Genomic DNA, 13744 nt, shown 5'->3' with positions numbered 1-13744 from the left:
GATTCCGGCGTGCCTCCCACGTGCGCCGACTCCGGGTACCGTCGTCGCATGGACCCCGATGTCCGCACCGGCCCCGGCCGCCGCCGCGAGCCCCTCATCGCACCCAGCCTGGCCTCGGGCGACCTGGCGCGTCTCGCGGACGAGGCGCGGATCGTGGCCGGTGGATCCGACCGCGGAGCCGACTGGCTGCACATCGACGTGATGGACGGGCACTTCGTCCCCAACCTCACCTTCGGGCTGCCGGTCGTGCGGTCCCTCGCCCGGCACACGCCGCTGCCGCTCGACTGTCACCTGATGATCGAGGACCCCGACCGGTGGGCAGTCGACTACGCCGAGGCCGGCGCGTACAACGTCTCCGTGCACATCGAGGCGACCCGCGACCCGATCGCCCTCGCCGGTCGCCTGCGAGCCGCCGGCGCCCGTGCCGGTCTCGCGTTCGCACCGCAGACCCCGCTCGAACCGCACCTCGGCACGCTCGCGCACTTCGGCACGCTCCTGGTGATGAGCGTGCCGCCGGGTTTCAACGGTCAACGGTTCATTCCCGAGATGCTCCACAAGGTGCGCACGGCGCGACGCCTGGTCGACGCAGGTGAACTCGACCTGCTCATCGAGGTCGACGGAGGGGTGAACCTCGACACCATCGGGGCTGCGGCGACGGCCGGTGCCGACTGCTTCGTGGCCGGCACCGCCGTCTACGGCACGGACGACCCGGCCCGCGCCGTGCGCCTGCTGCGGGAGAAGGCCCGGACGGCGTACGGGAGACCGTGACACACGGGAGACCGTGACACACGGGAGACCGTGACACACGGGAGGCCGTGGCACACGGGAGGCAGCGACGAACGCGAAACGGGCGCCGAGAGACATCCCGGCGCCCGTCGTGACGGCTCAGCTGCCCAGCGCGTCGATCGCCGCCTGCAGCCGCCGCGCGGCCTCGTCGGCGACCGGCTGCAGCTCGGGGTCTTCGGCCACCTGCACCATCAACTGTGGATTCATGGCTTCGACGTGGACCGTGCCGGAGTCCTCCGGATCGCGCCGGACGACGACGTTGCACGGCAGCAGCAGCCCGATCTGCCGGTTGGCCGACACGGCCCGGTGCGCGAGCGGCGGGTTGCACGCCCCGAGAATGACGTACGGCTCCATGTCGACGTCGATCTTGGTCTTCAGGGTGGCCTGCATGTCGATCTCGGTGAGCACCCCGAAGCCTTGCTCCTTCAGTGCCGCACGAGTGCGCTCGACGACGTCGTCGAGCGGGGCGCGCAGCGTGGTGGCGAGGGCGAGTGTCATAGCGCTCCTTCGTGATTCGCTGATGTCAGGCGAGCGCGAGGAAGAGCTTCTCGAGTTCCTCCTCGGTCAGCTTGTCGACGCAGGTGTCGTCCTGCTCGTCGAGGACGCACTGCCGCAACCGGGTGGCGACGATCTTGAAGCCGGCCCGGTCCAGGGCACGCGAGACCGCGGCGAGCTGGGTGACCACCTCGCGGCACTCGCGCCCGCTCTCGATCATGGAGATGACCCCGGCGAGCTGGCCCTGCGCGCGACGCAGCCGGTTGAGAACCTGGGTGGTGGATTCTGCGGCATTCACGGTGTTAACTGTCATGGTCGGCCCCTTCATACTGAAGATGAACACATCATACCCCGTGGGGTATTCCCGCGCCCACCTTCCGACTCGATGCCGCCTCCCGGATCACGGGCCGCTCGATCCGGCGTCGCCTTCAGCGGCGACCGCCCCTGACCACCCGCTCCCCGGCCCGTTCCCAGGCGATCATGCCGCCACGCAGCGAGGCCACGGGCGCCTGCGCCTCCGGGGCGAACATCCGCGCGGCGCTGGCCGACCGCATGCCGGAGTGACAGACGAACACCACCGGCCGGTTGCGGACGATCCGCGCCGCGCGCGTGGGGACCTGGGACAGCTCGCAGTGCTGTGCGACGGGCGCGTGCCCGGACCGGTACTCGGCGGCGGACCGCACGTCGACGAGGACCGCCCCGGCCTCGAGCAGCTCGCGTGCGCGACGGACGTCGACCGTCTCGTAGGGTTTGGCGAAGCGCGCCTTGACCTTCTCGAGCAGGCTCATCGGGTGCCACCCTGCTCGACCGGGTGACCGGCCCGCAGCCAGCCCTTGGTGCCGCCGGCGACCGAGACCGCAGGCCGCCCGGACGCGGACACGATGTCCGCCCCGCGCAGGCTGCGATTACCGGAGGCGCAGACGACGTAGACGAGGTCGGCTCCCGGGATCTCGGCGAGTCGGGACCCGAGTTCGCCGAGCGGAATCCACTGGGCGCCGGGCACGTGCGCCTGCTCGTACTCGTAGTCCTCGCGCACGTCCACCACGGTCGCGCCGGACTTCCACGCGTCGGCGAATGCGGTGATGTCGATTTCCCTCATGTCCACTCCTCGGCCCACACCGGTGGGCATCGTGCCGTCGTTCGAGGTTCATACCCCGAGGGGTACTACATACCCTAGGGGGTATATGCAGATCTGTCCACCGTCCCCGCCCGGGCGACGGCCGCCCGGGTCCGGCGCCGCGACCGTTCCGGTAGCGTCCGAGACGATCCCCGACCCGATGCACCTGGGAGGAATCGCCGATGAGCGAGGGACCCGTGGCGCCGCAGCCCGGCGCGGGCCGTGCCCGTCAGAACGTCATCTACCGGGCCGGAGTGCTCGGGCGTACTCCCCCGGTGCCGACCGACTTCGCCGGGCTGGAACGTCTGGCGCGACGGAAGACGAGCCGCCGCGGCTGGGCCTACATCGCCGGGGGCGCCGGTGAAGGCGCGACGATGCGCGCCAACCGGGAGGCGTTCGACCGCTGGAAGATCGTCCCCCGCGTCCTGCGCGACGTCTCCCACCGCGACCTGAGCGTCGAACTGTTCGGCCGCACCCTGCCCGCCCCGGTCCTGCTGGCGCCGGTCGGCGCCGCCGAACTCGCGCATCCCGACGCCGACGTCGCGATCGGTGGCGCGGCGGCCGAACTCGGTGTGCCCTACATCCTCTCCAACCAGGGCTGCGCGCCGATGGAGGCCACCGCGGCGGCGATGGGAGATGCCCCACGCTGGTTCCAGTTGTACTGGAGCAGCGACGACGACCTCGTCGACAGCCTGCTCGCCCGCGCGAAGGCGATCGGCGCGGACGCCGTGGTCGTCACGTTGGACACCACCCTGCTGGGCTGGCGGCCGCAGGATCTCAACCTCGGTTCCCTGCCGTTCGCCCGCGGCGAGGGGATCGCCCAGTACACCTCGGACCCGACGTTCGTGCGCATCGTCCGCGACCGCATCGCGGCGGCCGCCGGTGCCCGTCCCGAGGTGGAGGTGACCCTCGGCGCGATCAGGTCACTGCTCTCGATGAGCCGGCGCTACCCCGGCCGCCTCCTCGACAACCTCCGCTCCCCCGAACCCCGGGCCGCGGTCGAGACGTTCCTCGACATCTACTCGCGACCCTCCCTGACGTGGACGGAGATCGAGTCGCTGCGCGAACGCACCGATCTCCCCGTGCTGCTCAAGGGCATCCTCCATCCGGACGACGCCCGCCGTGCCCTCGACGCCGGGGCCGACGGCATCATCGTCTCCAACCACGGCGGCCGCCAGGTCGACGGCGCGATCGCCGCCCTCGATGCCCTGGTCGGCATCGTCCCCGCCGTCGACAGCCGGGTGCCGGTACTGCTCGACAGCGGAATCCGCACCGGATCGGATGTGTTCAAGGCGCTCGCGCTCGGCGCCGACGCGGTCACCGTCGGCCGCCCCCACCTGTACGGCCTGGCCGTCGGCGGCCGGGACGGAGCCCGCGACGCCGTCGCGAACATCATTGCCGAGTTCGACCTGACGCTCGGGCTCAGCGGGCTGACGTCGGTGAAGGAGATCACCGCGGACGCGGTGACCCGCACGTGACCGGTGCACACCGGATGCCGATCTTCGACGCCCACTTCCACATCGTCGATCCCCGCTTCCCGGTGATCCCGAACCAGGGATACGTGCCCCCGCCGTTCACGGTGACCGACTATCTCGAGCGGGTCCGCGGGCTCGGCGTCACCGGTGGCGTCGTCGTGTCCGGCTCCTTCCACGGCTTCGACCAGAGCTACCTGCTGGACGCCCTCGCGCTGCTCGGACCCGGCTTCGTGGGAGTCACCCAGCTGCCGGCGACCGTGACCGACGACGAGATCACGCGGCTGAACGACGCCGGGGTGCGGGGCATCCGGTTCAACCTGCGCCGCGGCGGTTCGGAATCCGCCGACCACCTCGGCACGCTCGCCCGCCGGGTGCACGACGTCGCCGGCTGGCACACCGAGTTGTACGTCGACGCGCGCACACTGCCCACCCTGACCGGGACGATCGCCGCCCTCCCCGCGGTCAGCATCGACCACCTGGGCCTGTCCGCCGCCGGACTTCCCCACCTGGCGGCACTCGTCGACCGCGGGGTCCGGGTCAAGGCGACCGGTTTCGGCCGAGTCGACTTCGACGTCGCCCCCGTGCTGCGCGCCGTGGCCGACCGGAATCCCCACGCCCTGATGTTCGGCACCGATCTACCGTCCACCCGGGCCCCGCGGCCGTTCCTCGACGCGGACGTCGAGATCGTCACCGACACCCTGGGCCCGGAACTCGCCGCGCGGGCACTCCACGACAATGCCGCGCAGTTCTACCGCGTGCGTTGACATCCCCGGCAACCAAGATCTGCGAAACGTCGTCTGCTCCGCCGTCCGCGATCTACACTCGGGGGCGTCATTCGGTGCGCGGGGCGCGCCGCCGGCGGGGCGCGGCGGTCGGCACCCGGACGTGACATTCCGATCCCAGGAGCATCAGCATGAGCGCCGCCCGAACCACCCGAGCAATCCTCGCCACCGCCGCGCCGATCGCGGCCGCCGTCCTGTTCGCCGGCAGCGCCGGCGCCGCACCGCCCCAATCCCTCGGCACGGCACTGACCTTCGGATGCCTCAACCAGGGCAGCCTGGCCTCGATCACGGCGGTCACCGCGCAGGCCGGACCGGAGGCGAATCCCGGGATCCCACCCGGGCACGTACTGTTCTCCACCGCACCGGGACTGGGTCCCATGCCTGCCGCCGGGCAGGTGTCGGTCGCGTGGCTCAATCAGAGCACCGGCCAGGCGGGGATCGTCGACCTCGAGGGGACGTACCCGAACCTGGCGAAGGTGGTGAGCACCGGTCCGGGCACCGTGCTCACCACCGTGTTCGGTTCGGTGAACCTGAGCAGCGGCCCGATCTGCAATTCGACACCGGCCGTGGGGACGGTGACCGTCGGCTGACTTCGTCGGAATTCAGCGCGGGCTGTACATGATCAGCGCCACGCCGAGCAGACAGACGAGCGCTCCGGCCACGTCCCACCGGTCGGGGCGGAAGCCGTCGACGATCATCGCCCACCCGAGGGATCCGGCGACGAACACTCCGCCGTAGGCGGCCAGGATGCGGCCGAAGTTCGCATCCGGCTGCAGCGTTGCCACCATCCCGTACGCGCCGAGCGCGATCACCCCGGCCCCGACCCAGATCCAGCCGCGCTGTTCCCGGATCCCCTGCCACACGAGCCAGGCGCCGCCGATCTCGAACAGCGCCGCCACGGCGAACAGGGCGAGGGACTTCGCGATACTCACGCGAAGCACCCTACGGCGTTGCACGGCTCCAGTGCGGGGTGCCCGCACCGGAGCCGGCCCGGAACATGGTCAGGTTCGGCTCACCGCGCGCGGGCGCGGTACCAGCCGGGGCACGCGGGCGCTGTAGTCGCGGTACCGGTCGCCGAACGTCTCGGTCAGATCGTGTTCCTCGAACCGCAGTGCGACGAGGATGTATCCGGTGGTGACGGCGGCGAACAGCAGGTGCCCCACGCTCATCGTCGGCGCCACCCAGAACGCGATCAGGAAACCCAGATACAGCGGATGGCGCACCACCCGGTACAGCATCGGGGTGCGGAACTCGGCTTCGGCCGGCGACTTCCCGGCGAAGTTCCGCAGCACCTGGCGCAGGCCGAACAGGTCGGAGTGGTCGATCGCGAACGTCGATGCGAGCACGAGACCCCATCCGGCGAACGACACCGCGTACAGGGCCACGCGCACCGGGGTCGCGTCCACGTCCCAGACCTCCTGTGGCAGCGGACGCCACTGCCACATCACCAGCGCGAGGGCGGCGGTGGCGAACAGTACGAACGTGGAGCGTTCGATCGGTTGCGGGACGATGCGGGTCCACCGGCGCTTGAACCACGGCCGGGCCATCACCGAATGCTGAACGGCGAACACGGACAACAGGGCCAGGTTCACCATCACGGCCACGACGACGGGCGTCTGCGGCCCCTCGTCGATGGTGCGGGGCACCACGAGACCTTCGACCCACCCGATCGAGTACAGGAACACCGCGAAGAACACGGCGTAGGCGACCGCGCCGTACGCGGTCATCAGGGTACGGCTCAGGCCACCCCTGTCGGTCGTCTGCAACATCGTGAACCTTCCTCCTCCGGGCGCGGCGCCCGTGCCACAGTCGGCGGATGTGCCGTGTGACCACGGTGCGCCGACGCGGCGGAGGAGGACAGGCACCCCGGGGTGAGTTTTCCGGCACCCCGGCGGTCGTCCACCGCCCGGACTTGCTCGCACTTTCGGTATCTGCCCACGCCGTGGCCTGGGCGAATTCCGAAGATGCGAGCGAGTTCTTCCCCGTGCGGGCGCGCCGGAGCCTGTGCGCGAGACGCTCTGCCGCGCAGGGTGTCCGGACGGCGTGCCGCAGGCCCGCTGCGATGGCTACCAGTACCGGTGCCGCTTTCCGTCGGTGTCGGCGACGAAGACGATCGCGTCGGCGCCGTCCAGGTCGGCCGGGCCCAGCGGGATGTGGCCGGGCACGATCGGTGGGCCCGGGACGATCGACGGGTCGAGCGCGGCGCGCAGAGCCGGCGCCGGGAACAGGGCGCGTCGGGTCGTCGCCTCGGTCAGCACACGCTGAAGGGTGCCCGGCTCGCTGTGCGGGGCGGCGTCGGTCGCCACGACGAGGTAGCGCTCGCCGAGGGCGAGCCCGACGTGCGCGCCGGCGCTTCCCCACTGCGCCCCGTCCTCGCCGGCCTGCATGCGGGACTGCGCGCGTTGCAGGTGCACGTTGTGCGCGAACACCAGGACGGGTCCGCGTCGCCGCTCCTGCGCGACGATCGCGAGCAGGTTCTCGGCCATCATCTCGGCGCGCACGCCGAGCAGGGTGGCGATGCGGTCGGGGGCGGGATGGGCCATGGCCGCGTGGTAGCGCAACAGGCCCCGGGCGGTGCGCGCGTGCGCGACGGCCCGGTCGTAACCGGCCGGGTCGGCGGCACGCAGGGCCGGTGCCGCGCGCCGCAGCGCGCCGGCGATGTCGTCGGCGACAACGCGCAGAGCGCGGGCACGATCGGAATCGCCGACGGACGCCGCCGGGTCGAACATGGCCGCCTGGTCGGTCCAGTCCGCGTCCTCGCCGAGGAGGGCGTCGAGGTCGTGGACCGATCGGGGGCGCAGCGCCGCGGGCAGGTAGTCCCCGGCCCGGACCAGGGTGTGTCGCGGGCTCGGTGCACCGGAGTACTCCACCGGCGCATCGAAGCCGTGGAAGCGAACCCGATCCTGCGGCGCGCACCCGGCGTTGTGCGCGCGGAGCCACTCCACGAGTTCCCGGTTTCCCGGCACGGCGCCGAACCCGTGGCTGAATCCGGTCGCGAGCACCGTGTCGATCTCTCCTGGCGCCCCGGCCGCGTAGTCGTCGACGACGGAGGCGGCGAAGAAGTCGGTCTCCAGAACGATCGACCGGAACCCCCGTTCGACGAGGTGAGCGAGCAGTTCGTTACGCAGCAGCGGGAACGCCTCGATCCCGTGGGTCGGCTCACCGAGGGCCAACAGGACCGGCGGCTCGCTCCGCGCGGCGAGCAGGTCGTCGAGGGCACGGTCCACGCCGGCCGGGTCGTCGAGCGGACGGCCGATCCCGCGCAGTGATACGGCAGATGACATGACACTCCTTTACGGAAGGAACTGCCCTCGACGCTATCGTTGAAGAATCGAGTGAAGCTTCTGCGAACTCGACCTGCGATCGGCAGATCGAACCTTCAAACCGGAGGTGCGCGGTGCGACCCGTCGACCTGGCCCGGCAACACGGGTTGTCCGCACAGGCGATCCGCAACTACGACGACGCGGGAGTCTTCCCCCCGACCGAGCGCAGCGAGGCCGGCTACCGGCGCTACACGCCCCTGCATGCACAGGCGCTGCGCACCTTCCTCGCGTTGCGCGGGGGCCACGGACACCGGCCGGCGACGGAGATCATGCACGCGACCAATCGCGGCGACACCGAATCCGCCTACCGGCTCGTCGATGCCGCGCACGCCGCGCTGCTCGCCGAACGTGACACCCGCATCGAGGTGGCGACCGCTCTGGACGCCCTGGCCACCGCGACATCGACCCCCGTGCGCGGTCGACCGCTGACGGTGGGTGAGCTCGCGCGCCGGCTCCGCGTGCACCCGGCCACGTTGCGCACCTGGGAATCCCACGGCATTCTGCGGCCCGACCGCGACCGGGCCACGGGCTACCGCGAATACGGGCCGGAGTGCGTGCGCGATGCCGAGATCGCACGGCAGCTGCGGCGGGGCGGCTATCCGCTGACCCAGGTCGCCCGGTTCGTCGACTCCCTGCGCACGGCAGACGGCGCCGCCGCGTCGACGGCTTTTCTCGACGCCTGGCAGGACCGGCTGACCACGCGCAGCCGCGCTCTTCTCGCCGGCGCGGCCCAGCTCGACACCTACCTCACGATGCTCGAGCGGGCACGGCAGACGTAGCCGACGACCCCGCGCGGCCACGGATCCGGTTTCTACTGCGCGGGCCTCTTCACGTCCTGGGGGTCGATGTCGTCGCGCAGCCCGCGCCAGCTCGGATGCCAGAGCTTGCCGGCGTCGGTCCATTCCCGGAACCGCACCTCCCCCACCAGTTTCGGGGTCACCCACACAGCGTCCCGCGCGTCCTCGCGCGGAACGTCACCGGCGAAGGGGGTGGTGCGGCGCCGCAGACCGGCCAGGGCGACCGACAGATCGGCGAGCTCGGGTTCGTCGAAGCCGGTGCCGACACGGCCGACGTACTCCAGCCCGGCCTCGCCGTGCACGCCGACCAGCAGCGAGCCGAAGGTGCCGGCACGAGCCCCCTTCCCGAGGCGCCAGCCACCGATGACGACGTCCTGAGTGAGCCAGTTCTTCGACTTCACCCAGTCGGGGCTGCGCCGGCCCGGCACGTACACCGAGTTCCGCCGCTTGGCCACCACACCTTCCCAGCCGCGCCGGGTGCTCTCCTCGAGCGCCTCGGATCCGTTGCCGCGCAGCAAGTCCGGCACGACCAGCCCGTCGGTCGCGGCCGCGAGCGCGTCGAGCACGCGTCGCCGGTCGGCGTAGGGCTTGCGGTACAGGGTCACCCCGTCGAGGTAGAGGACGTCGAACACGAAGTACTGCGGGGTGCCGCCGGTCCGCAGCAACGGAAAGCTCGTGACTCCGCCGGGGTCGCACGCGACCACCTCCCCGTCGAGGACGACGTCGTGTCCGTCGAGGACGCGGGTGAGGTCGGCGAGGGCGGGGTAGTCGCCGGTGATGTCGCGGCCGGAGCGCGAATGCAGCCGCAGCTGCCCGTTCTCGATCTCGGCCACGGCGCGGTAGCCGTCCCACTTCCCTTCGAAGGCCCATTCGTCGGCGTCGAGACCGGTCACCTCACCCGGTGTCGCGAGCATGGGCTCGAGGTCGCGCGGAAATCCCGAGGGCGGACCCGCCTGTCCGCCCTGGTCTTTCATGCGGTGGGCGAGCCACTGGTTGCCCGCCGTGCGGATCAGCGCGTACCGGCCCCGCACCCGCGCGCCGTGCAGGCGCACGATCACCTCGTCGTCGCGCCACTTCTCGGTCTCGTAGCTGCCGGTGTCCCAGATCGTCATGCTGCCGGCGCCGTACTCCCCCTTGGGGATGACGCCGTGGAAGGTGAGGTACTCGAGCGGATGATCCTCGGTGCGCACCGCGAGGTTGTTGCGGCCCGGGTCGTCCGGCAGGTTCTTCGGTACCGCCCACGACGCGAGCACCCCGTCGCGTTCGAGCCTCAGGTCGTAGTGCAGCCGGCGGGCATGGTGTTCCTGGATGACGAAGGCGTTGCCCGGCCCGGAACCCACGGCGGCGGGAACGGGTTCGGGCGTGCGGGACGGGTCGCGTTTGCCCCGGTACTCGGTCAGGGCGTCGGGCTCGGGCCGCGGCGGGTCGAGGTCGGCGAGCGGGTCGGGAGCGGTGTCCAGTCGCGCGAGCACCTCGTCGAACCGCAACTGGCGCAGCCCGGGATCGTCGAGTTCGTCCCAGGTGCGGGGCGCGGCGACCCACGGTTGCTCGCGGCCGCGCAGGGAATACGGGGCGATGGTCGTCTTGGCCTGGTTGTTCTGGCTCCAGTCGAGGAACACCCGCCCGCCGCGTGCGGCCTTGGCCATCGTCGCGGTGACCAGGTCCGGATGCAGAGTCTCGAGGTTGATCGCCACCTGCTTCGCCACGGCCGACGCCCCACCCGGGGCGAGTTCGCGGTCGAGCGGAACATACAGGTGTATCCCCTTGCTGCCGCTGGTGACCGGGTAGGCCGGCCAGCCCAGCCCGCCGACCATGTCGCGCACCAGCCGGGCCACCTCGGCGCACTGGACCAGGGTGACCCCCTCCCCGGGGTCGAGGTCGAACACGATCCGCGTCGCAGGGCCCGGAACGGAACCCGCGAACCGCCACTGCGGCACGTGCAATTCGAGTGCCGCCTGCTGCCCGAGCCAGGCCAGCGCCGCGACGGAGTCGAAGACCGGATAGGTGACCGAACGCTGCTTGTGGTGAACCGTCTTACGGGTGAGCCACTTCGGCGCGTGGGAGGCGACGTTCTTCTCGAAGAACGACTCGCCGCCGACACCTTCGGGCCAGCGCTTGCGGGTGCCGGGCCGGCCCGCGACGTGCGGCAGCATCACCGGGGCCACGGCCACGTAGTAGTCGACCACGTCGGCCTTCGTGGTGCCCGTCTCCGGGTAGAGCACCTTGTCGAGGTTCGTCAGGTTCAGACGACGGCCTTCGAACGTGCGGGTCGTCATCGCCTCATTGTGCCGAGCGCGGCCGGCGAGCGTGCAGTTCTCGCGCCGGCCTCCGCGTGTCGCCCGCGAAAAGTGCATCCTCGGCGCAGCTCATGGGCGGCTCAGCCGTACAGTTCGGCGAATCGGCGCAGTGAGGCTTCGATGTCGCCGTGCAGGGCCCGCGCGACACCCGAGCCGATCGGCCCGAACAGCGGCGCCCCGCCCAGGTCGATGTTCAGGCTGAGCACGGAACCGACCCCGACGGCCCGGACCGTCATCCGCAACTTGAAGCGGGTGCCGCCCTTGCCGGAACCGTGCAGGACGAGGTGGTGCGGCGAGTCGATCTCGCGGACGGTCCACGCGACCCGGTTGCGCATCCCCTTCACCGACACGACCGACTCTGCGGTGGTGCCGACGACGAGTTCGCTCGGCAGGTCGCTGCGCCACCCGTCGTGGATGGTCAGCCACTCGTCGAATCCGTGCAGGTCCGACGCGCGCACCCAGGTGAGGTGCGGTTCGAGCGGAAGGTCGGTCGATACCTCGAGTTTGGCCATGCCCGGCAGCGTAGACGCCGAAGCGCGGGCCCGGGGTGATCGACCCCGAACCCGCGCTCCGTGGGTGTTGCCTAGTGGGCGACAGCCTTTTCGACACCGACACCGGTGAGGGAACGGACCTCCATCTCGGCCTGCTTGGCCGGATCCTCCAGCTTGCGGCGCCCGATGAAGGTGCCGACGATGCCGAGGACGAAGGCCAGCGGGATCGACACGATGCCGGGGTTGGCGAGCGGGAAGAGGGCGAAGTCCGCGTCCGGGAACATCGAGGACGGCTTGCCGGAGACCGCCGGGGAGAGGGCGATGAGCAGCAGGCAGCTGATCAGGCCGCCGTAGATGCTGAACAGGGCGCCGGTGGTGTTGAACTTCTTCCAGAACAGCGAGTACAGCAGCGTCGGCAGGTTGGCGGACGCGGCGACCGCGAAGGCCAGGGCCACGAGGAAGGCGATGTTCTGGCCCATCGCGAGGATGCCCAGCACGATCGAGACCAATCCGATCACCACGACGGTGATGCGGGAGACCCGCACCTGGTCCTCCTCGGAGGCGTTGCCGCGCTTGATCACGCTGGCGTAGATGTCGTGGGCGAAGGACGCGGACGCGGTGATCGCGAGGCCGGCGACGACCGCAAGGATCGTGGCGAACGCGACGGCGGAGATGATGCCGAGGAAGATGGTGCCGCCGAGTTCGAAGGCGAGCAGCGGCGCGGCCGAATTCTCCTTGCCGGGGGCGCCGAGGATGACGTCCGGTCCGACCAGCTTGGCGGCGCCGTAGCCGAGCACCAGGGTGAACAGGTAGAACCCGCCGATGAGGGCGATGGCCCAGGTCACCGAGCGACGTGCTTCCTTGGCCGTGGGCACGGTGTAGAAGCGCATCAGCACGTGCGGCAGGCCGGCGGTGCCGAGCACCAGGGCGATGCCGAGCGAGACGAAGTCGAGACGGGTCATGTCGCTGATGCCGTACTTGGCGCCCGGAGCGAGCACGTCGCGACCGGCGACGGCCTCGTTGGTGGAGCTGTTGACCATGGCCTGCGCGTCGGCCAGCAGCTGCGAGAAGTTGCCGCGGACAGCCAGCAGGACGAGCACGAACATGATGCCGGCGCCGGCGACGAGCAGCACGGCCTTGACCATCTGCACGTAGGTGGTGCCCTTCATGCCGCCGACGAGCACGTACACGATCATCAGGACGCCGACCACGGCGACGACGATGCCCTGGCCGAGCTGGCCGTCGATGTTGAGCAGCAGCGCGACGAGGCCACCGGCACCGGCCATCTGGGCGAGCAGGTAGAACAGCGACACCGCGAGGGTGGACAGCGCGGCGGCCATGCGCACGGGCCGCTGCTTGAGCCGGAAGCTCAGCACGTCGGCCATGGTGAACCGACCGGTGTTGCGGAGCAGTTCGGCGACGAGCAGCAGGGCGACGAGCCAGGCGACGAGGAAGCCGATGGAGTACAGGAAGCCGTCGTACCCGTAGACCGCGATGGCGCCGGCGATGCCGAGGAACGACGCCGCCGACAGGTAGTCGCCGGCGATCGCGAAGCCGTTCTGCGGGCCCGAGAACTGCCCGCCGCCGGTGTAGAAGTCGGAGGCCTTCTTGGTCGAGCGGCTGGCCCGGATGACCAGGCTCATCGTCACGACGACGAACGCGACGAAGATCGCGATGTTGAACAGCGGGTTGCCGACGTCGGTGGCACCCTGAGCCAGAACTGTCACATGCGCGAGCGCATTCGTTGTCACTGGGCCGGTCCTTCCAGCTCTTCGCGGATCGCGGCGGACCGCGGATCCAGGTCACGATTGGCGAACCGCACGTAGAGCGCGGTGATGACGAACGTCGAGACGAACTGGCCGAGTCCGAGGATCAGGCCGAGGTTGATGTTGCCGAGCACCTTGGTCGCCATGAAGTCGGCGGCGTAGGTGGCCAGCAGGACGTACACGAAGTACCAGGTGAGGAAGAGCCCCGTCATCGGGAAGACGAACCGCCGGAGCCGGCGGCGCAAGTCCTGGAACTCCGGACTCGCCTGCATGTCGACGAAGTCCTGCGCATCGGGCGTGCGGCGTTCGAGCGCCCCGCCCTTGCCGAGGTGAGCTGTGGTCACTGCCGACTCCTTGGTCGTGGCTTCAGGGATCGCCCCTGTGAGGCGTACTACCAGTAGACCGTAGTGAGACC

The 13744-nt window shown here is 70.6% G+C and carries 16 protein-coding genes; 5 read left to right on the top strand and 11 right to left on the bottom strand.

Going from position 1 to position 13744, the window contains the following annotated elements; genetic code table 11:
- The first annotated feature begins 48 nt into the window (after positions 1-48).
- Positions 49-768 (top strand): ribulose-phosphate 3-epimerase, encoded by a 720-nt coding sequence (gene rpe / locus QNA09_RS04280; protein ID WP_010593078.1) that lies wholly within the window; start codon positions 49-51, stop codon positions 766-768.
- A 117-nt stretch (positions 769-885) separates the two neighbouring features.
- On the opposite strand, the gene QNA09_RS04275 is transcribed toward rpe, so the two are convergent.
- The 4 genes from QNA09_RS04275 to QNA09_RS04260 all read right to left on the bottom strand — a co-directional run bounded on the left by QNA09_RS04275 (position 886) and on the right by QNA09_RS04260 (position 2380).
- Positions 886-1284, bottom strand: coding sequence for a DUF302 domain-containing protein (locus tag QNA09_RS04275; protein WP_010593079.1), 399 nt, complete (start codon positions 1282-1284; stop codon positions 886-888).
- A 25-nt stretch (positions 1285-1309) separates the two neighbouring features.
- Positions 1310-1594 carry a metal-sensitive transcriptional regulator gene (locus QNA09_RS04270; RefSeq protein ID WP_040274363.1) on the bottom strand — a complete coding sequence of 95 codons (285 nt, stop codon included), beginning with the start codon at positions 1592-1594 and terminating at the stop codon, positions 1310-1312.
- A 115-nt stretch (positions 1595-1709) separates the two neighbouring features.
- Positions 1710-2069 (bottom strand): rhodanese-like domain-containing protein, encoded by a 360-nt coding sequence (locus QNA09_RS04265; RefSeq protein WP_010593081.1) that lies wholly within the window; start codon positions 2067-2069, stop codon positions 1710-1712.
- Positions 2066-2380 carry a rhodanese-like domain-containing protein gene (locus tag QNA09_RS04260; protein WP_010593082.1) on the bottom strand — a complete coding sequence of 105 codons (315 nt, stop codon included), beginning with the start codon at positions 2378-2380 and terminating at the stop codon, positions 2066-2068. The genes QNA09_RS04265 and QNA09_RS04260 overlap by 4 nt, the downstream gene beginning before the upstream one ends.
- Positions 2381-2580: 200 nt before the next feature.
- On the opposite strand from QNA09_RS04260, the gene QNA09_RS04255 reads away from it, so the two are divergent.
- The 3 genes from QNA09_RS04255 (at position 2581) to QNA09_RS04245 (ending at position 5245) form a co-directional block, all read left to right on the top strand.
- Positions 2581-3876, top strand: coding sequence for a lactate 2-monooxygenase (locus tag QNA09_RS04255; RefSeq protein ID WP_010593083.1), 1296 nt, complete (start codon positions 2581-2583; stop codon positions 3874-3876).
- Positions 3873-4637: an amidohydrolase family protein gene (locus QNA09_RS04250; protein WP_017679401.1), complete on the top strand. Its 765-nt coding sequence runs from the start codon at positions 3873-3875 to the stop codon at positions 4635-4637. Before QNA09_RS04255 ends, QNA09_RS04250 begins: the two co-directional genes overlap by 4 nt.
- A 149-nt stretch (positions 4638-4786) precedes the next feature.
- Positions 4787-5245 carry a hypothetical protein gene (locus QNA09_RS04245; RefSeq protein ID WP_119699490.1) on the top strand — a complete coding sequence of 153 codons (459 nt, stop codon included), beginning with the start codon at positions 4787-4789 and terminating at the stop codon, positions 5243-5245.
- A 12-nt stretch (positions 5246-5257) separates the two neighbouring features.
- Here QNA09_RS04245 and QNA09_RS04240 read toward each other — a convergent pair whose 3' ends face one another.
- The 3 genes from QNA09_RS04240 to QNA09_RS04230 all read right to left on the bottom strand — a co-directional run bounded on the left by QNA09_RS04240 (position 5258) and on the right by QNA09_RS04230 (position 7939).
- On the bottom strand, positions 5258-5587 hold the full coding sequence (locus QNA09_RS04240) for a YnfA family protein (RefSeq protein WP_010593086.1): 330 nt from the start codon (positions 5585-5587) through the stop codon (positions 5258-5260).
- Positions 5588-5656: 69 nt separating this feature from the next.
- Positions 5657-6424, bottom strand: coding sequence for a methanethiol S-methyltransferase (gene mddA, locus QNA09_RS04235; protein WP_119699489.1), 768 nt, complete (start codon positions 6422-6424; stop codon positions 5657-5659).
- A 297-nt stretch (positions 6425-6721) separates the two neighbouring features.
- On the bottom strand, positions 6722-7939 hold the full coding sequence (locus QNA09_RS04230) for an erythromycin esterase family protein (RefSeq protein ID WP_119699488.1): 1218 nt from the start codon (positions 7937-7939) through the stop codon (positions 6722-6724).
- 113 nt (positions 7940-8052) lie between these two features.
- On the opposite strand from QNA09_RS04230, the gene QNA09_RS04225 reads away from it, so the two are divergent.
- Positions 8053-8757 (top strand): MerR family transcriptional regulator, encoded by a 705-nt coding sequence (locus QNA09_RS04225; RefSeq protein WP_010593089.1) that lies wholly within the window; start codon positions 8053-8055, stop codon positions 8755-8757.
- 32 nt (positions 8758-8789) lie between these two features.
- Here QNA09_RS04225 and QNA09_RS04220 read toward each other — a convergent pair whose 3' ends face one another.
- The 4 genes from QNA09_RS04220 to QNA09_RS04205 form a co-directional block, all read right to left on the bottom strand.
- Positions 8790-11051, bottom strand: coding sequence for an ATP-dependent DNA ligase (locus QNA09_RS04220; protein ID WP_119699487.1), 2262 nt, complete (start codon positions 11049-11051; stop codon positions 8790-8792).
- Positions 11052-11152: 101 nt separating this feature from the next.
- Positions 11153-11584 (bottom strand): SRPBCC family protein, encoded by a 432-nt coding sequence (locus QNA09_RS04215; protein ID WP_010593091.1) that lies wholly within the window; start codon positions 11582-11584, stop codon positions 11153-11155.
- 71 nt (positions 11585-11655) lie between these two features.
- A complete protein-coding gene (locus tag QNA09_RS04210; protein WP_010593092.1) occupies positions 11656-13290 on the bottom strand; it encodes a cation acetate symporter in 1635 nt (544 codons plus the stop codon).
- A 20-nt stretch (positions 13291-13310) separates the two neighbouring features.
- On the bottom strand, positions 13311-13673 hold the full coding sequence (locus QNA09_RS04205; protein ID WP_010593093.1) for a DUF485 domain-containing protein: 363 nt from the start codon (positions 13671-13673) through the stop codon (positions 13311-13313).
- Positions 13674-13744 lie beyond the last annotated feature (71 nt).

The sequence above is a fragment of the Rhodococcus sp. AH-ZY2 genome, from assembly GCF_030916465.1.
Classification (GTDB): Bacteria; Actinomycetota; Actinomycetes; order Mycobacteriales; family Mycobacteriaceae; genus Rhodococcus; species Rhodococcus ruber.
Note: the sequence above shows the minus strand (reverse complement) of the source record. Positions and strands in the feature narration are given on the sequence as shown.